This window comes from Piscinibacter gummiphilus, from assembly GCF_032681285.1.
Lineage (GTDB): Bacteria > Pseudomonadota > Gammaproteobacteria > Burkholderiales > Burkholderiaceae_C > Rhizobacter > Rhizobacter gummiphilus_A.
The window spans coordinates 4,392,400-4,409,485 of the sequence record NZ_CP136336.1 but is presented as its reverse complement, the minus strand read 5'-3'; the positions used below and the strand labels follow the sequence as shown (position 1 = coordinate 4,409,485).

At 65.9% G+C, this 17,086-nt stretch carries 13 protein-coding genes; 6 read left to right on the top strand and 7 right to left on the bottom strand.

The features are described from left to right. Positions 1-109: 109 nt before the first annotated feature. Complete coding sequence (locus RXV79_RS20715; protein WP_316699999.1) at positions 110-3,997, top strand: DUF3683 domain-containing protein; 3,888 nt, start codon at positions 110-112, stop codon at positions 3,995-3,997. On the opposite strand, the gene RXV79_RS20710 is transcribed toward RXV79_RS20715, so the two are convergent. Together RXV79_RS20710 and RXV79_RS20705 are read right to left on the bottom strand one after the other, a co-directional pair. After that, positions 3,998-4,978, bottom strand: a complete 981-nt coding sequence (locus RXV79_RS20710; RefSeq protein ID WP_316699998.1) for a Bug family tripartite tricarboxylate transporter substrate binding protein — start codon at positions 4,976-4,978, stop codon at positions 3,998-4,000. Between the two features lie 61 nt (positions 4,979-5,039). Continuing rightward, on the bottom strand, positions 5,040-5,849 hold the full coding sequence (locus RXV79_RS20705; protein WP_316699997.1) for an FkbM family methyltransferase: 810 nt from the start codon (positions 5,847-5,849) through the stop codon (positions 5,040-5,042). A 125-nt stretch (positions 5,850-5,974) separates the two neighbouring features. On the opposite strand from RXV79_RS20705, the gene RXV79_RS20700 reads away from it, so the two are divergent. Next, the gene (locus tag RXV79_RS20700) at positions 5,975-6,445 is read left to right on the top strand and encodes an HIT family protein (RefSeq protein WP_316699996.1); all 471 of its coding nucleotides are present in this window, start codon (positions 5,975-5,977) and stop codon (positions 6,443-6,445) included. On the opposite strand, the gene RXV79_RS20695 is transcribed toward RXV79_RS20700, so the two are convergent. Further along, positions 6,446-7,627 (bottom strand): serine hydrolase domain-containing protein, encoded by a 1,182-nt coding sequence (locus tag RXV79_RS20695; protein ID WP_316699995.1) that lies wholly within the window; start codon positions 7,625-7,627, stop codon positions 6,446-6,448. Positions 7,628-7,730: 103 nt separating this feature from the next. Between RXV79_RS20695 and RXV79_RS20690 the strand changes: the two genes are divergently transcribed. After that, on the top strand, positions 7,731-8,132 hold the full coding sequence (locus tag RXV79_RS20690) for a gamma-butyrobetaine hydroxylase family protein (RefSeq protein WP_316704171.1): 402 nt from the start codon (positions 7,731-7,733) through the stop codon (positions 8,130-8,132). A 13-nt stretch (positions 8,133-8,145) separates the two neighbouring features. Beyond that, positions 8,146-8,877 carry a bifunctional demethylmenaquinone methyltransferase/2-methoxy-6-polyprenyl-1,4-benzoquinol methylase UbiE gene (gene ubiE, locus RXV79_RS20685; protein WP_316699994.1) on the top strand — a complete coding sequence of 244 codons (732 nt, stop codon included), beginning with the start codon at positions 8,146-8,148 and terminating at the stop codon, positions 8,875-8,877. A gap of 3 nt (positions 8,878-8,880) precedes the next feature. Here the strand turns inward: ubiE and RXV79_RS20680 are convergent, their stop codons facing one another. Continuing rightward, positions 8,881-10,227, bottom strand: coding sequence for a UDP-glucose dehydrogenase family protein (locus tag RXV79_RS20680; protein ID WP_316699993.1), 1,347 nt, complete (start codon positions 10,225-10,227; stop codon positions 8,881-8,883). Between the two features lie 224 nt (positions 10,228-10,451). Between RXV79_RS20680 and RXV79_RS20675 the strand changes: the two genes are divergently transcribed. After that, positions 10,452-11,393 (top strand): glycosyltransferase, encoded by a 942-nt coding sequence (locus RXV79_RS20675; protein ID WP_316699992.1) that lies wholly within the window; start codon positions 10,452-10,454, stop codon positions 11,391-11,393. A gap of 766 nt (positions 11,394-12,159) precedes the next feature. Beyond that, positions 12,160-13,128 (top strand): right-handed parallel beta-helix repeat-containing protein, encoded by a 969-nt coding sequence (locus RXV79_RS20670; protein WP_316699991.1) that lies wholly within the window; start codon positions 12,160-12,162, stop codon positions 13,126-13,128. 66 nt (positions 13,129-13,194) lie between these two features. Here the strand turns inward: RXV79_RS20670 and RXV79_RS20665 are convergent, their stop codons facing one another. From RXV79_RS20665 to RXV79_RS20655, 3 genes are read right to left on the bottom strand one after another with little or no spacing between them, the layout of a single operon-like run. Continuing rightward, a complete protein-coding gene (locus tag RXV79_RS20665; protein WP_316699990.1) occupies positions 13,195-14,367 on the bottom strand; it encodes a glycosyltransferase family 4 protein in 1,173 nt (390 codons plus the stop codon). A gap of 19 nt (positions 14,368-14,386) precedes the next feature. Continuing rightward, positions 14,387-15,493, bottom strand: coding sequence for a single stranded DNA-binding domain-containing protein (locus tag RXV79_RS20660; protein WP_316699989.1), 1,107 nt, complete (start codon positions 15,491-15,493; stop codon positions 14,387-14,389). A gap of 2 nt (positions 15,494-15,495) precedes the next feature. Beyond that, entirely contained in the window at positions 15,496-16,908 is a 1,413-nt protein-coding gene (locus RXV79_RS20655) for an MBOAT family O-acyltransferase (RefSeq protein ID WP_316699988.1), read from the bottom strand. Between the last annotated feature and the right edge of the window lie 178 nt (positions 16,909-17,086).

Sequence of the window (17,086 nt, the reverse complement as noted above, 5' to 3'; positions counted from 1 at the left end):
GGGGATAACCCGCCGACAGGGCCAAGTGGTGGGCGCCCCGGGTGCCCTGGAGGCGGGCGGTATCATTCGCGTCCAAGTGCTGAGCAGGCGAGAGGGTCGCCTGGAATCCATGAACGCACCCATTCCGCTCGACCAGATTGCCGCGGCACATGCCGCGCCTCACGCGCCGCGTTTGCGCGAGATTCCGTACAACTACACGTCGTTCTCGGATCGCGAGATCGTCATCCGCCTGCTGGGCTCGCGGGCCTGGGAACTCCTCAACCGGCTGCGCGACGAGCGCCAGACCGGCCGCTCGGCGCGCATGCTGTACGAGGTGCTGGGCGACATCTGGGTGGTGCAGCGCAATCCGTATCTTCAAGACGACCTGCTCGACAACCCGCGCCGCCGCAAGCAGCTGATCGACGCCCTGAACCATCGCCTGGGCGAGGTGCAGGCGCGCCGAAAGCCCGAGGGCGATGGCGTGCGGGATGCGTCGGTGGGCGAACTGCTGACGCTGGCCCATGCGGCGGTGAAGTCCTTCGCCGATCTGTTCGACAAGACGGCCGAGCTGCGCCGCCGTGCGACCAAGGTGCTCGGCCGCCACACGGCGAAGGACAACATCAAGTTCGACGGGCTCTCGCGTGTGTCGCACGTGACCGACGCGACCGACTGGCGCGTCGAGTACCCCTTCGTCGTGCTCACGCCCGACACCGAAGCCGAGATGGCGGCGCTGGTGAAGAGCTGCATCGAACTCGGTCTCACCATCATCCCGCGTGGGGGCGGCACCGGCTACACCGGCGGCGCCGTGCCGCTGACCTGGAACAGCGCGGTCATCAACACCGAGAAGCTCGAGGCGATGACCGAGATCGAGATGGTCAGGCTGCCGGGCCTCGACCGCGAGGTGGCAACGATCTGGACCGAAGCCGGCGTGGTCACGCAGCGCGTGGCCGATGCCGCCGAGCGCGGCGGCCATGTCTTCGCCGTCGACCCCACTTCGGCCGAGGCCTCGTGCATCGGCGGCAACATCGCGATGAACGCCGGTGGCAAGAAGGCCGTGCTGTGGGGCACCGCGCTCGACAACCTCGCCTCCTGGCGCATGGTCACGCCCGAAGCCAAGTGGCTGGAGGTGGTGCGCCTCGACCACAACCTCGGCAAGATCCACGATGTCGAGACCGCAACCTTCGAACTGCGCTACTTCGATGCCAGCGGCAAGACGCTGGAGCGCACCGAGACGCTTCAGATCCCCGGCCGCACCTTCCGCAAGGAAGGCCTGGGCAAGGACGTGACCGACAAGTTCCTCGCCGGCCTGCCCGGCATCCAGAAGGAAGGCTGCGACGGCCTCATCACCAGCGCCCGCTGGGTGGTGCACAAGATGCCGGCGCACACGCGCACGGTGTGCCTGGAGTTCTTCGGCAATGCGCACGACGCGGTGCCCTCGATCGTCGAGATCAAGGACTTCATGTTCGCCGAAGCGAAGAAGCCCGGCGGCGCGATCCTCGCGGGCCTGGAGCACCTCGACGACCGCTATCTCAAGGCCGTGGGCTACGCGACCAAGAGCAAGCGCGGCGGCCTGCCGAAGATGGTGCTGATCGGCGACATTGCCGGTGACGACCCCGACGCCGTGGCGCGCGCCACCAGCGAGGTGGTGCGCCTGGCCAACGGCCGAGCCGGCGAAGGCTTCGTGGCGGTGAGCGCCGATGCACGCAAGAAGTTCTGGCTCGACCGCAAGCGCACGGCGGCCATCAGCCGCCACACCAACGCCTTCAAGGTCAACGAAGACGTGGTGATCCCGCTGCCGCGCATGGGCGAGTACACCAACGGCATCGAGCGCATCAACATCGAGCTCTCCTTGCGCAACAAGCTGGCGCTGGTCGATGCACTGGAGGCTTTTTTCCAGCGCGGCAACCTGCCCTTGGGCAAGAGCGACGACGCGGGCGAGATCGCGAGCGCCGAGCTGCTCGAAGACCGTGTGCAGCAGGCGCTGACGCTGCTGCGCGAGGTGCGCGAGTTGTGGAGCCACTGGCTGCACCACCTCGACGACATGCACCCCCAGAGCGGCCGCACGTACTTCGCCGACCTGCAGGACCATTCGCTGCGCGCGTCGTGGAAGACGCAGATCCGTGCCAAGTTGCAGTCCATCTTCGCCGGCTCGGCCCTGAAGCCCATCGTCGCCGAAGCCCAGCGGATCCACAAGGAAGTGCTGCGCGGCCGCGTGTGGGTGGCGCTGCACATGCACGCCGGCGACGGCAACGTGCACACCAACATCCCGGTCAACAGCGACAACTACGAGATGCTGCAGACGGCGCACGAGGCCGTGGCCCGCATCATGAAGCTCGCGCGTTCGCTCAACGGCGTGATCTCGGGCGAGCACGGCATCGGCATCACCAAGCTCGAATTCCTCACCGACGAGGAGATCGCCGACTTCACCGCCTACAAGCAGCGTGTCGACCCCGAAGGGCGCTTCAACAAGGGCAAGCTGCTGCGCGATCCCTCTCTGAAGGCTGACCTGACCAACGCCTACACGCCGAGCTTCGGCCTGATGGGGCACGAGTCGCTGATCATGCAGCAGAGCGACATCGGCGACATCGCCGCGTCGATGAAGGACTGCCTGCGCTGCGGCAAGTGCAAGCCGGTGTGCGCGACGCACGTGCCGCGCGCGAACCTGCTCTACAGCCCGCGCAACAAGATCCTCGCCACTTCGCTGCTGGTCGAAGCGTTCCTCTACGAAGAGCAGACGCGCCGCGGCGTCTCCATCAAGCACTGGGCCGAGTTCGAAGACGTGGCCGACCACTGCACCGTCTGCCACAAGTGCCTGACGCCGTGCCCGGTCAACATCGATTTCGGCGACGTGTCGATGAACATGCGCAACCTCTTGCGCAAGATGGGAAAGAAGAGCTTCCGCCCGGGCAACAAGATGGCGATGCTGATGCTCAACGCCACCAATCCCGAGACGATCAAGCTATTGCGCGCCGGCATGGTCGACGTGGGCTTCAAGGCCCAGCGTGCCGCCAACAACCTGCTGCGCGGCCTCGCGAAGAAGCAGACGGCTGCGCCGAAGTCGACGGTGGGCACCGCGCCGATCAAGGAGCAGGTGATCCACTTCATCAACAAGAAGCTGCCGGGTGGCCTGCCGAAGAAGACGGCGCGTGCGCTGCTCGACATCGAGGACAAGAACTACGTCCCGATCATTCGCGACCCGAAGAAGACGAGCGCTGACACCGAGGCCGTCTTCTACTTCCCGGGCTGCGGCTCGGAGCGACTCTTCTCGCAGGTCGGCCTCGCGACCCAGGCGATGCTGTGGCATGCCGGCGTGCAGACCGTGCTGCCGCCGGGATACCTGTGCTGTGGCTACCCGCAGCGCGGCTCGGGCCAGTTCGACAAGGCCGAGAAGATGATCACCGACAACCGGGTGCTCTTCCACCGCGTCGCCAACACGCTCAACTACCTCGACATCAAGACCGTGGTGGTGAGCTGCGGTACCTGCTACGACCAGCTGCAGGGCTACCAGTTCGACAAGATCTTCCCGGGCAGTCGCATCATCGACATCCACGAGTACCTGCTGGAGAAGAACATCACGCTGCAAGGCGGTGGTGGCTACCTCTACCACGACCCCTGCCACAGCCCGATGAAGCTGCAGGACCCGATGAAGACGGTGAAGGCCCTCGTCGGCGACAACGTGCTGAAGAACGAGCGCTGCTGCGGCGAGAGCGGCACGCTGGGGGTGACCCGGCCCGACATCTCGACGCAGGTGCGCTTCCGCAAGGAAGAAGAGCTGCGCAAGGGGGAGGCCCAGCTGCGTGCGACCGGCGCCGTGGCCGAGAAGGCCGACGTGAAGATCCTCACCTCGTGCCCGAGCTGCCTGCAAGGCCTGAGCCGCTACGGCAACGACCTGCAGAACGGCCTGCTCGAAGCCGACTACATCGTCGTCGAGATGGCCAACCAGATCCTCGGGCCCGACTGGATGCCCGAGTATGTGGAACGCGCGAACGACGGCGGCATCGAGCGCGTGCTGGTCTAGTTATTCCGCCGACAGGCCGCGCTCCTTGATGAGCGCGTGCCAGAAGGTGGTTTCCTTCTGCAGGAAGCTCGCGAGTGCGGGGCCGTCGGACGGGGTCACTTCGAGGCCGAAGTCTTCGAGCTTGGCCTTCACCTCGGGCGTGGCGATCGCCTTGTTCATCTCGGCCGTGAGGCGCGTGGTGATGTCGGCCGGCGTGCCCTTCGGGACGAAGAGGCCCTGCCAGGCGGTCACCTCGAAGTCCTTCACGCCCAGCTCGTCGAGCGTGGGCACGTCGGGCAGCGAGGGGATGCGTTTCTTCGACATCACGGCCAGTGCTTTGACCTTGGCGCTGCGGATCTGCGGCAGGCCGGCGGCGGTGTCGAGCACCATCATCGGCACCTGCCCGGAGATCACGTCTTGCACCGCGAGCGCCGTGCCGCGGTAGGGCACGTGCACGACGAAGCTCTTGGTGCGGTCCTTCAAGAGCTCCATCGCCAGGTGGTGCGGGCTACCGATGCCGGGCGAGGCGTAGCTGTACTTGCCGGGGTTCTTCTTCAGCTCGTCGAGCAGCTGCTTGCCGCTCGTGAAGCCCGCGCCCGGGTTGACGGCAAGGATCAGCGGGAAGCGCGCCATGAAGCCCACGGGCGCCAGGTCCTTCGGGTCGTAGGGCAGCTTCTTGTACATCGCGCTGTGGAACACCATCGCGCCGTTGTCGCCCGTGACGATGGTGTAACCGTCGGGTGGGGATTTGGCCGCGTTGTCGGTGCCGATGATGCCGGCCGCGCCCGGGCGGTTGTCGATCACGATCGTCTGGCCGAGCTGCTTGCCGAGTTGCGGTGCGAGCTGGCGGGCGAGGAAGTCGGAGCCACCGCCGGCCGGGTAGGCCACGACCCAGCGCACGGGCTTGCTGGGCCAGGTGTCGGCGAAGGCGAGGCCAGGGGCGGCGAGAGCGCCTGCAAGGGCGATGCCCAGCAGGCGTCGGTTCAGGAGGGGTGCGGTCATGGGGTGCGCTCGAGGGAGATGGGGTGGGACATCTTATCGAGCGCCCGCGCCGCAAGGCGCCTCAGCCGTGCTTGGCGTGCGTGTCGTACCAGCTCACCTTGTCGACCAGGCGGCGCAGGACGGGCACGTTCTTCAGCAGGCGACGCAGCAGCGTGTTGTCGCCCAGCGTCTTGTAGAGGATGAAGATCGGGATGTAGGCGCGGATCGCTTGCTGCCGGGTCAGCCACGGGCCTTCGAGGTCTTCGCCGAAGGGGCCGGTGGTGCCGCCGACGAACTGGTGATGGACCATGCTGCCGTCGAGCGCCTTGTACTGGCCGTCGCGGTGGAGGCGCTGGTCGACGACCTTGAAGCGGTGGTAGCCGAGGCGCTCGAAGGTGTCGAACTCGTCCAGCAGCCCGCGCCACGAGGTCTTGTTCGATTCGACCGAGATGTAGGTCGGGCGGCAGCTCATGCCTTCGAGCCCGTGCACGCAGAGCATGTCGGCGCCTTCGACGTCGATCTTCAGGTAGTGCGGGCAGCCATGCTGCTCGATCACCTCGGAGAAACGGATGCTCTCGACCTTGATCTCTTCCGAGTCGGCGCCCATGCCCTGGTTGCGCTCGGCCCATTGGGGGTCGGCGGTGCCCCAGACCGAGAGCTTCTTGTTGACCCAGAAACTGATCGTGCCCGGCGTCTCGCTGATGGCCTTGTCGACGATGGCGAAGGTGCCGCGTTCGATTTCCTGGCGGTAGCGGCTCTTCAGCTCGGCGGCCAGATCGGGGTTGGCTTCGATGCCCACCACGCGGTAGCCCAGCTTCAGGTAGAACTCGGTGTCTTCTCCCCGGTGGGTGCCGACGTCGAAGATCAGGTCGTGCGAAGTTGCGGTGCTCAAGGAATTCCCTTGGTGCGGCGGGTTTGTGTGATGGGTGTTCCGACTGCATCGCGGCCGGCGTGCGCGCGAGCGTGCCGACTTTCATGCGGTTTCGCCTGCCTGACAATCCCCGCAACAATGTGACCATGACACACGTCTTTCAGCCCCTTCCTGATGCACCGCAGGCATGCGAACTCTGTCAGCACGCTGGAGGCCAGCTGCTGTGGCAGCAGGGCGATTGGCGTGTGATCCGGGTGAACGATGAGGCCTTCCCCGCCTTCTACCGGGTGATCTACAAGCGGCACGTGGCCGAGTTCTCCCAGCTGCCAGGGCCGGAGCGCCAGCGCTGCATGCAGCTGGTCGCGGTGGTCGAGAAGGTGCTCTTGAGCCAGCTGCGACCGACCAAGGTCAACCTGGCGGCTTTCGGGAACATGGTCCCGCATCTGCACTGGCATGTAGTCGCCCGCTTCGACTGGGACAGCCACTTCCCCCAGCCGATCTGGGGCGCCAAGCAGCGTGAGGTCACGCCGCCGGCGGTGGCCCGGCTGGCCATGCCGCTGGGGACCTTGGACGAAGCTGTGGTGGCGGCACTGGATGGGGCGGCGCGCTCCGCCTGATCAGTGCCCGAGCGCCGCGTAGGCGAGGCGCTTGAACTCGAACGAGAACGGGTGCCAGAACCCGTGCTGGCGCTGCGTCATCGCGAGGCCTGCGATGTTGTGCCGTGGGTTGATCCACCAGTGCGTGCCGCCGATGCCGCCCCATTCGAATTCGCCCAGGCCGCCGGGCGGGTCGTAGGCGCTCGGCTTGACCGTGATCGCGCCGCCCAGGCCGAAGACCTTGCCCGGCACCGGGCCGACGGTCGGAAAGCGGATCGAAACGCCTTCGGGCAGCTGGTTGCTCATCATCAGCGCGAGTGTCTCGGGCTTGAGCAGGGCCTTGCCGCCCGGCATCAGGCTGCGCATCAGCGCGACCATGTCGGGCAGGGTGGTCACCAGGCCGCCGCCGCCGGACTGGCTGGGCACGGGCACGGTGAAGGCCTTGGGGTAGGGCCAGTCGTCGGCGCGGGTCAGACCCGGCGCCATCGGGTTGGTCGGCGCGGCACCCGCATACATCGCGGCCAGCCGCGGCAGGTCTTGGGCGGGCACGACGAATTTCGTGTCGACCATGCCCAGCGGTTCGAGGATGTGGGCCTGGAGGTAGTCGCCAAACCGCTCTCGGCTCACCACCTCGACGAGACGGGCCAGCACGTCGCTTGCCACCGAGTACTCCCAGCGGGTGCCGGGCTGGCTCGCGAGCGGCAGGCCCGACAGCGCTTCCATCATGTGCGAGAGGCTCAGGAGCGGCGACAGCACCTGCCGTTCGGCGTAGGCCTTGAAGAGCAGCGTGCCCGGGTCGAGCAGGCCGTAGCTCAGGCCAGAGCTGTGGCTCATCAGCTGGCGGATGGTGATGGGGCGGGTGGCCGGCTCGGTGTCGGAGAGCGAGGTGGCGCCCTCGCGCAGCACCTGGCGGTTGCCCAGCGCGGGGATGAAACGCTCGATTGGGTCGTCGAGCTGGAACTTGCCCGCGTCGAGCAGCTGCAGCGCCGCGATCGTGGCGACGAGCTTGGTGTTGGAGAAGGCGCGGAAGATGGTGTCGTCGCGCATGGGCACGCCGTTCTCCTTGTCGGCCAGGCCCACGTGGTGCACGTCGAGCAGGTCCTGGCCGCGCAGTACGGCGCACGAGACGCCCGCCAGCAGGTTGCCGTCGACATAGCGCTTCATGGCGGTGTGAATGGGTTGGAAATCGAAGGGGGCGGTCATGGCGAGGCCTGCTGATGAGCACGAAAATAAGGTGTTCACCTTATAGCACAGGCAGGCGGTGCGCTGGTCTACACTGCCCGTCTCACCACCCGTTCACGTGCCCATGCCCGCTCCGCAGCCGACCTCGATCACCGTGCACCAGCAGTCACGCGTGCTGGAGGTGGGTTTCGCCGACGGGCAGCAGTTCCGCATCCCGTTCGAGCTGATGCGGGTGTATTCGCCCTCGGCGGAGGTCAAGGGCCACGGCCCGGGGCAGGAGACGCTGCAGACCGGCAAGCGACTGGTGGAACTGGTGTCGCTGGAGCCGGTGGGGAACTACGCCGTGCAGCCGACCTTTTCAGACGGTCACAACACCGGCATCTTTTCCTGGGAGTACCTGTACTTCCTGGGCTCGCAAGAGGCACAGCTCTGGCGCGACTACGAAGAGCGCCTGCGCCAGGCCGGCGCCAGCCGCGACGACGCGATGCCGGCGCCAGCCGCCCCCGGCTGCGGCCATCACCATTGATTGGAGTTCGAGCATGAGCAGCACGCATTTCGGCTACCAGACCGTCGACGAGGCCGAGAAGGCCGGCAAGGTGCGCGGTGTGTTCGATTCGGTGGCGTCGCGCTACGACGTGATGAACGACATGATGTCCCTCGGCCTGCACCGCGCCTGGAAGGCGTACACGGTGGCCGTGGCAGCTCTGCGCGAGGGTGACAAGGTGCTCGACCTCGCTGGCGGCACCGGCGATCTCGCGAAAGCCTTCGCCAAGAAAGTGGGCGAGCGCGGCACCGTGGTGCACACCGACATCAACGAAGCCATGCTGCGCCAGGGGCGCGACCGCCTGCTCGACAAGGGGCTCGCGCTGCCGACGTCGATCTGCGACGCCGAATCGCTGCCGTTTGCCACCGGCAGCTTCGACCTCGTGAGCGTGGCCTTCGGCCTGCGCAACATGACCCACAAGGACCGGGCGCTGGCCGAGATGTGCCGTGTGCTGCGCCCGGGCGGGCGCTTGCTGGTGCTCGAGTTCTCGAAGGTCGCTGCGCCGCTGCAGAAGCCCTACGACTGGTACTCGTTCAAGGTGCTGCCGGCGCTGGGCAAGCTGATCGCCGGGGATTCCGACAGCTACCGCTACCTGGCCGAGTCGATCCGCATGCACCCGGGCCAACAGGAGCTGAAGGCCATGATGAAGACGGCGGGCTTTGGGCACGTGGACGTGCACAACCTCAGCGCCGGGGTGGTGGCGCTGCACGTCGGCATCAAGTGCTGAGGCTCATTCGGCCGCTTTGAGCTGCGCGGTGCCGCGGCCGATGCCACGGTAGTCGAAGCCCAGGTCGCGCATCAGGGCGGGCTCGTAGAGGTTGCGGCCGTCGAAGATGACGGGCTGCTTCAGCAGGCGCTTGATCTGGTCGAAGTCGGGGCTCTTGAACTCCCGCCATTCGGTGAGGATCAAGAGCGCATCGGCGCCTTCCAGCGTGGCCGCCACGTTGTCGACGATCTGCAGCGACTTCACGTGGCTCAGCACGCGATGGGCCTCTTCGGCGGCCACCGGGTCGTAGGCCACGATGGTGGCGCCGCGCTCGGCCAGGGCCTGGATCACGTCGCGGCTCGGCGCGTCGCGCATGTCGTCGGTGTTGGGCTTGAAGGCGAGGCCCCACATCGCGAAGCGGCGGCCGGTGAGGTCTGCGCCGAAGCGAGCGACGACCTTCTCGACCAGCACGGTCTTCTGGTGCTGGTTGGCACGGTCGACGGCGTTCAGCACCTTCAGGTCGATGCCGTACTCCTTGCCCGTGCGCATCAGCGCGTTCACGTCCTTCGGGAAGCAGGAGCCGCCGTAGCCGGTGCCGGCGTAGAGGAACTGGTAGCCGATGCGTGGGTCGCTGCCGATGCCCTTGCGCACGAGCTCGATGTCGGCACCGACCTTCTCGGCCAGGAGCGCCAGCTCGTTCATGAAGCTGATGCGGGTGGCCAGCATCGAATTGGCGGCGTACTTGGTGAATTCGGCGCTGCGCACGTCCATCACCAGCAGGCGCTCGTGGCTGCGGATGTACGGCGCGTACAGGGCGCGCATCAGCAGGATGGAGCGCTCGTCGTCGGCGCCCACCACGATGCGGTCGGGGCGCATGAAGTCTTCGACAGCGGCGCCTTCCTTCAGGAACTCGGGGTTGGAGACGACGGCGAAGTCGACCTGCTTGTCGCGCTTGGCCAGCTCTTCGGCGATGACGGCGCGCACCTTGTCGGCCGTGCCCACGGGCACCGTGCTCTTGTCGACCACCACCTTGTAGTCGGTCATGTAGCGGCCGATGTTGCGGGCGGCGGCCAGCACGTACTGCAGGTCGGCCGAGCCGTCTTCATCGGGCGGCGTGCCCACGCCGATGAACTGCAGCGTGCCGTGGTTGACCGCGAGTTGCACATCGGTCGTGAACTGCAGGCGGCCGGCGCTGACGTTGCGCTGGACGACCTCTTTCAGGCCCGGCTCGTAGATCGGGATGCCGCCATCGTTGAGCACCTGGATCTTCTTCGCGTCGACGTCCAGGCACACCACGTGGTTGCCCATCTCCGACAAGCAGGCGCCCGTGACGAGACCCACATAGCCCGTCCCGATGATCGTTACTTTCACTCGTTCTACTCCGCTGGTGTTGGGTGGCGATTGTCGTGCGCGAAGTCACTGTTTCTCGCGGGTTGGAGGTGCGTGAACCGCCCGAGTTGCGGGGGTGTCGCACAGCCTGCGCTGTCTACAATTTCGAGGCACTGACTGTCGCAGGCGATGCGGCATGTTGCCAGCAAGCCCTTGCTGTGACTTCCCCCTGTGTACAGGGGGATCGAAGTGCACATGATCACCCCATGAAAGCCGCCATGCGTGAGAAGCCCGCCAAGTACGTGTTGATTTCGCCGTGTCGCAACGAAGCCGACTACATGCGACAGACGCTCGACACCGTGGTCGCGCAGTCGCTGCGTCCGACCAAGTGGGTGATCGTCGACGACGGCTCGACCGACGAGACGCCAGAGATTCTCAAGGAGTATGCGAACAAGCACGAGTGGATCGAGATCGTGACGCGTGCCGATCGCGGCCACCGTGCGGTGGGGCCTGGCGTGGTCGATGCGTTCTACAGCGGTTACGCCGCCATCATCCCCGACGACTACGACTTCGTCTGCAAGCTCGACCTCGACCTGCGCCTGCCGCCGCGCTACTTCGAGATCCTCGTCGACCGCATGGCCGCCAACCCGCGCCTGGGCACCTGCAGCGGCAAGGCGTACCTCGAAGAGAACGGCGAGCTCATCAGCGAGCGCCACGGCGACGAGAACTCGCTGGGCATGACCAAGTTCTACCGCGTGTCGTGCTTCAAGGACATCGGCGGCTTCGTGCGTGAAGTCGGCTGGGACGGCATCGACGGCCACAAGTGCCGCATGAAAGGCTGGACGGCCATCAGCTGGGACGAGCCCGAGCTGCGCTTCGTGCACCTGCGCACCATGGGCGCCAGCCACAAGGGCATCTACACCGGCCGCTACCGCCAGGGCTACGGCCAGTACTACATGGGCACTGGCCTGCTGTTCCTCACGGCCAGCGTCGTGTCGCGCCTGAACCAGAAGCCCTATGTGCTGGGCCAGCTGACCATCCTCTGGGGTTGGATCTACAGCTTCCTGCAGGGCAAGCCGCGCTACCAGGACCCGGAGTTCCGGGCCTTCCTGCGCGCGTACCAACGAAGAGCCTTGCTCGTGGGCAAGAAGCGCGCGGCCGAGGAATGCGCCCAAACGCCGATGACCGGGAAGGCATCGCTCTCGTAAAACCGAGCCATCCAGCGATGTGAGGGCAGGCTATCGCCCGCAGACTGGGCGCTTGAGCCTGTTTACCTCTTGCGACAATTGCGCCGCGTGAGCGGCACTGTCCGCCCGAATAATGTCAGCCCATCAGCCTAGGGCTGGCGACCTCTCTGAGAGTCGTGACCAAACTGGTCAAGATTCGAGGCTGAAACCGCCGGCATGCAATCTGCAACGTCGTCCGCCATCGAGACGGCTGCGAGAAACACAGAATATGACTGCACGCAAAACGGCGCTCAAGACGACCACGCTCTGGTTCTCGGTTGCTGCTCTGGCCTCTCTTGCCGGCTGTGGTGCCGGTGGTGATGTCAACGAGACGAGCGGGACCCCGATCCCCCCGGTGACCTCGCCGACGCCTCCTGCGCCGAATCCGGCGCCCGCTCCCGGCCCTGCCCCGGCGCCCGCACCCGGTCCGGCTCCGGCTCCGAGTCCTGCTCCCGCACCGAGTCCTGCTCCAGCACCGAGTCCTGCTCCGGCACCGAGTCCTGCTCCGGCACCGAGCCCAGCACCAGCGCCGAGTCCCGCACCGGCTCCCGCCCCTGGCGCAGCGCCGACCTACTACTTCTCCGATTGCCAAGCTGGCGCTGCCGCTGGCTGCGTCCCGGGCAGCAACAGCAACCCCGGCACCCAGGCGGCGCCGAAGCAGAACCTGTCCGGCATCAACGTCAACGCGCTGCCTGCCGGCACCCGCCTGCTGTTCAACCGCGGTGGCGCATGGGCGAACTTCACCTTGATGCTGGAGAACCCCAACACCACGGCCGCAGCGCCGCTGACCTTCGATGCCTACGGCACGGGTGTCGCTCCGTTGTTGCGCCTCGGTGCGAACAACATGTTCAACGTCGGGGGTGGCTGGGGCAATACCAGCAACGACGGCGGTTACGTGGTTCGCAACCTCAAGCTCGACGGCATGGGCACGGCCGAGTGGGCTTTCTGGTTCATCCAGAACGTGCGCGACGTGGTCCTCGAGAACAACGAGATCACCGGTTTCCGCATCGCCATCAACTCGAACGATGGCGCTCCGTACGGCGTGTCGGGCATCACCCTGCGCAACAACAACGTCCACCACAACCGTGCGATGGGCCTGCTGGGTCACTACGACAACATGCTGATCGAGGGCAACCTGTTCGAAGCCAACAACTTCAGCGGCAGCATCTTCGACCACGGCACCTACATCGGTGGCGGCCACAACATCACCCTGCGCAACAACCGCTATGTGCGCAACTCGGTGCTCAACGGCACCTGCACCGGCGGCAACATGACGTTCCACGGCCAGATCGACGGCCTGCTGATCGAAGGCAACACCATCGAGCAGGACGCTTCTGCACCCAGCTGCTACCTGATGTCCATCACCCAGGGCTACTCGACGCCCGAGTGGTTCCGCAACGCCATCGTGCGCAACAACAAGCTGATCAACGGCGGCAGTGCAGTCGTGGTGCAATCCGCGCCTGGCATCGTGGTCGAGGACAACGTGTCCATCAACACCACGGGCGGCGTGCTCAACAGCTTCATGATTGGCGCCGGCGGCGTGGTCGTCAACGGTGACGAGGCCGATGGCAACGCGGTCGTGCGGAACAACACCGTCTGCCGTGTCTCGAGCGGTTCCTCGGGCTACGTCACCAACATCCTGTCTCCAGGTGCGACGGTCAGCAACAACGTGGTGGTGACCGGCTCGGCGGCGACCACCGGTGTCTGCGCCCGCTGACACTGCGCTCCTCCAAAAGCAAGCGGCCGGATCGCTCCGGCCGTTTGCTTTTCCAGCGGTAGATCGTTATCTCGGCCGCATCCACACCGGCTCGCGCCCTTGCAGCGCGTCGGGCATGGTGGCTGCCAGCAGGCGGTCCACGCAGTGGGGCCAATCCAGCACGTCACGGACACGCTTGACGGCGTTCTGACCCATGTCCATCAGGTGCTTTGGATCGCGCAGCGCTTCGATGATGGCTTCGGCAAGGCCGTCGACGTCGTGCCTGTCGCTCAGCACGCCGGTCACGTTGTGGTCGACGATGTCGGGCAATGCCCAGTTGCTCCAGTTGGCCGTCGGCAGGCCATGGGCGGCGGCCTCGACATAGACCAGCCCCCACGACTCGCAGATGCTGGGCATGCAGAAGAGCGACGCGGTGGCGTACAGCTCGTGCAGCTTCTCGTCGCTCGCATGCCCGAATTGCTCCACGCCCGGTTCGTTGAGCGGGGGCGCGCCGGCGCTCACCACGGTGAGCGTGGCATCGGGCAACTCGCGGCGAACCTTGCGGAACGCCTCGATCAGGACGGGCCCGCCCTTGCGCTCCCACGCGCGCCCGCAAAAGAGGATCTGTCGCTTCTTGTAGCGCGCGAGGTCTGCCGGCACCGGATGATCCCAGCGGCGGATGGGGCCGCCCCCCAACGCGAACACCTTGCTCTTCGGGATGCCGTACTGCGCGTGCATGGTGTCTGCCACGAAGCTGCCGAAGGACACGATCGCGTCCGCATCCTTGTTGGCCTGGATGATCTCTGCCCGGCTTGCGTCGATCTGCTCTTTCGTGCGTGAGCCCCAGCCGAAGCCGCCGGCGCGCACGGCGTCGTCGACCGTCATGTCCTGGAACAACACGCGCTTGATGGGCAGCGAGCGGTCGATCTTGGGAATGGCGTAGTGGTACATCACCCAGCTGCCTTCGGGCAGCTTGCGCAGCAGGGGCGCGAGCAGCGGGCTTGTCTCGTCGGTAGCCAACGAGTCGTCCGTCGGCTGATGTGCGTGCCCCAGCTTGCGCTGCAAGCGCCGCATCAACTGGCGGGTCGCGCTGCGGCCGTGCAACTCCTTGAGGTCGGTGTCGAAGCGACTCAGGGCGCCGAAGAGCCGACCGTTTCGTTGCAGCCCCTCGATCAGCGCCACCGTGGTGCCGGAGTTGGTCCAGCGGTCCCACGGGTCGCCGGGTGCGATGTAGAGCATTTGGGGCACGGTTGTCGGCATGGTGTGAGCGAGAGTATGTCTATCGATCGGTGTTTCGGCCACGGAGCTTGCTGGCCAGCACGGTGGCAAGCTTCTGGTTGGTGGTGGGCACGTAGTGACCGTCGGGCAGGAAATTGGTCGGGTCGTTGGCGGAGAACAGCGTGTGGGTGCTGATGTAGTCGATCTTCGCGGCCTTCAGCGTGGGTTCGATCGCCTGCGCCAGGTGATCCGACTGGCCTCGCGTGTGCAGCAGCAGCACGATCAGCCGTTCGCCGCGCTGCTGTGTGCGGCGCTGCAGATCGACCAGCATCTCTTTCAGCACGCGAACTTCGTCCGATTCCGTGTTGAAGCCTTTGTGTGAATCGTAGACGCCCTGGTCGTAGGACTCGTGGTGCGCCACCCAGCCGCGGCGCACGAGGCGAACGATCGCTGAACGGTCGAGCGGTGACTGGTCGAAGACGAACCAGTCGTAGCCGCGGTCGCTGGTGGCCAGCTGCTGCTTGAACTGGCGCCACTCCTCTTTTCCGAACGCCTGGCGGAACTGGTTCTCGCTGCGGATCAGGGGCGTGACCTCTGTCAGCTGAGTGCCCGCCAGGCGGTAGCGCGGAAAGGTGAAGGGCGCCGGGCTCTCGAACTGCCAGAGCAGGCCGGATATCGAGCCCATGTCGGGCACGCTCGCCGAAAGCACGCCGAACACCACCACGTCGGCCTTGCGGAACGGCGTGTCGGCCGTGTAGCCCGCATAGGAATGATTGGGCGGTGCGCCCGGGCCGCCGAAGCCGCGCAAGGTGATCTTCCCGTCGAGCGCCACGGCTGCGTTGGTGGCCTGCATCGAGAACGACTGGCCGTACACGGCCACCGTCAGGTCGGTGCCTTCGTTGCGGTCCCACGAGACCGATTTCAAGAGCTCGGGGTCGATCCAGCCGGCGCTCAGGAGCGAGCCTTTCTTGCGTTCTTCCTTGAGGGCCTCGGCCAGTTTGCCTTCCACCGAGCGGCCATATTCGAAGTAGCGGCCGAGGGTGGTTTGCCGTGCTGAACGCGAGCCGAAGGCGACGTTGACGGCCACATCGGCCAGGGCCAGCCACAAGATGACCCACAGCACGATCTTGGCGCTGCGCCCGAGCAGAATCGTTTTCAGGAGGCCCATGGTCAGAACTGGAAGTAGATGAACGCGCTGCGGGCGTTGGCCATGCCCATGAGCGTGAGGAACACGAGGGCGGCGTAGAAGGCGGCGCGAAGCGGCACGGGCAAGGCGCGGTAGAAGGTGGCACGGCCACTCCGGTAGGCGGCGAGATCGTAGAGGCACAGCATCGCGACGCCCAGCAGGGCGGCCAGCGGCGGTCTTGCCACCGAGGCGGCAAGCGGCTGCGAGAGCGTCACCAGCTCCACGGTGAAGGCCTTGATCTGCTCGAAGGACTTGGCGCGGAACAGCAGCCAGCCGTAGCAGACGAACTGGAAGAACACGACGGTGGCGAGCACACGCGCCACCAGCGCCTTCCACCCGCTCAGCAGCGGCGGCTTGATGAAGTCGTTCACGATCAGGAGGCCGCCCTGGTACGCGCCCCACAGGATGAAGTTCCAGGCGGCGCCGTGCCACAGGCCACCCAGCAGCATCGTGATCATCAGGTTGACCTTGGTGCGCACGGCGCTGATGCGGTTGCCGCCCAGCGGGATGTAGAGGTAGTCGCGCAGCCACGACGACAGCGACATGTGCCAGCGCCGCCAGAACTCGCTCGGGTTGGACGAGAAATACGGGAAGCGGAAGTTCTGGCTGAGCTCGATGCCGAAGAGCTTGGACACGCCGCGCGCGATGTCGGTGTAGCCGGAGAAGTCGCAGTAGATCTGCAGCGCGAAGGCGTAGCTGCCCAGCACGATCGCGGCGGCGTTGGGCGTCTGCACGCTGTTGAACACCGAGTCGACCGTGGGTGACAGGCCGTCGGCCACCACCACCTTCTTGAAGAGCCCGAGCAGGATCAGGAAGCAGCCGCGGGTGAGGAACTCTTCGGTGATGGTGCGCGGCTTCTGGATCTGCGGGATCAGCACCGCCGGGCGCTCGATCGGGCCGGCCACGAGCTTCGGGAAGTAGGCGATGAAGAGCGCGTAGTGCCGTAGCTTGGTGGTGCCCGGCATGTGGCGCTGGTGGATCTCGATGATGTAGCTCAGCGACTCGAAGATGTAGAACGAGATCGCCGGCGGCAGCACGATGTCGAGGTAGATGCGATTGACCTTGAAGCCCAGTGCCTGCAGCGCTGTCTGCGCCGAGTCGATGAAGAAGTTGAAGTACTTGAAGTAGCCGAGGATGGTCAGTGCGAACACCGTGTAGACCACGATGTAGCGAATGCGCCTGCGGTGGTCTTCGGTCTGCCCGATCGCGCGGCCGGCGATGAAGCTTGCACCCGTCACCACCCAGATCAGGATCAGGAAGCGCGGGTCCCAGCAGGCGTAGAAGTAGTAGCTGCCGGCCAGCAGCAGGAGGTTCTGGACTTCGTGGTTGCGGATCAGCGCGTAAAGCGTGAAACCGATGAGCAGGAAGTAGGTGAACTCGAGCGAGGCAAAATTCATGGCCGATGTGCAGGGCGTTGGCTTGGCTTGTCAGCGCGATGGCACAGGCCGTGTGCGTGTGCGTGGGCTGCGTGCGGATGCATGGCTTGCGCCATGACCACAGTTGCCGGGCCGAAGCGGCGCCCGCGGCGGTCGCCCCAGCCCGGGCAGAGTATGGCCGTGGCCCCCGCCCTGGAAA

Bases quoted from the DNA above. Each gene is read 5' to 3' on its own strand.
- RXV79_RS20670 (WP_316699991.1), top strand. From the start codon at position 12,160: ATGCTGGAGAACCCCAACACCACGGCCGCAGCGCCGCTGACCTTCGAT.
- RXV79_RS20700 (WP_316699996.1), top strand. From the start codon at position 5,975: ATGACACACGTCTTTCAGCCCCTTCCTGATGCACCGCAGGCATGCGAA.
- RXV79_RS20655 (WP_316699988.1), bottom strand. From the start codon at position 16,908: ATGAATTTTGCCTCGCTCGAGTTCACCTACTTCCTGCTCATCGGTTTC.
- RXV79_RS20710 (WP_316699998.1), bottom strand. From the start codon at position 4,978: ATGACCGCACCCCTCCTGAACCGACGCCTGCTGGGCATCGCCCTTGCA.
- RXV79_RS20675 (WP_316699992.1), top strand. From the start codon at position 10,452: ATGAAAGCCGCCATGCGTGAGAAGCCCGCCAAGTACGTGTTGATTTCG.
- RXV79_RS20660 (WP_316699989.1), bottom strand. From the start codon at position 15,493: ATGGGCCTCCTGAAAACGATTCTGCTCGGGCGCAGCGCCAAGATCGTG.
- RXV79_RS20715 (WP_316699999.1), top strand. From the start codon at position 110: ATGAACGCACCCATTCCGCTCGACCAGATTGCCGCGGCACATGCCGCG.
- RXV79_RS20695 (WP_316699995.1), bottom strand. From the start codon at position 7,627: ATGACCGCCCCCTTCGATTTCCAACCCATTCACACCGCCATGAAGCGC.
- ubiE (WP_316699994.1), top strand. From the start codon at position 8,146: ATGAGCAGCACGCATTTCGGCTACCAGACCGTCGACGAGGCCGAGAAG.
- RXV79_RS20690 (WP_316704171.1), top strand. From the start codon at position 7,731: ATGCCCGCTCCGCAGCCGACCTCGATCACCGTGCACCAGCAGTCACGC.
- RXV79_RS20665 (WP_316699990.1), bottom strand. From the start codon at position 14,367: ATGCCGACAACCGTGCCCCAAATGCTCTACATCGCACCCGGCGACCCG.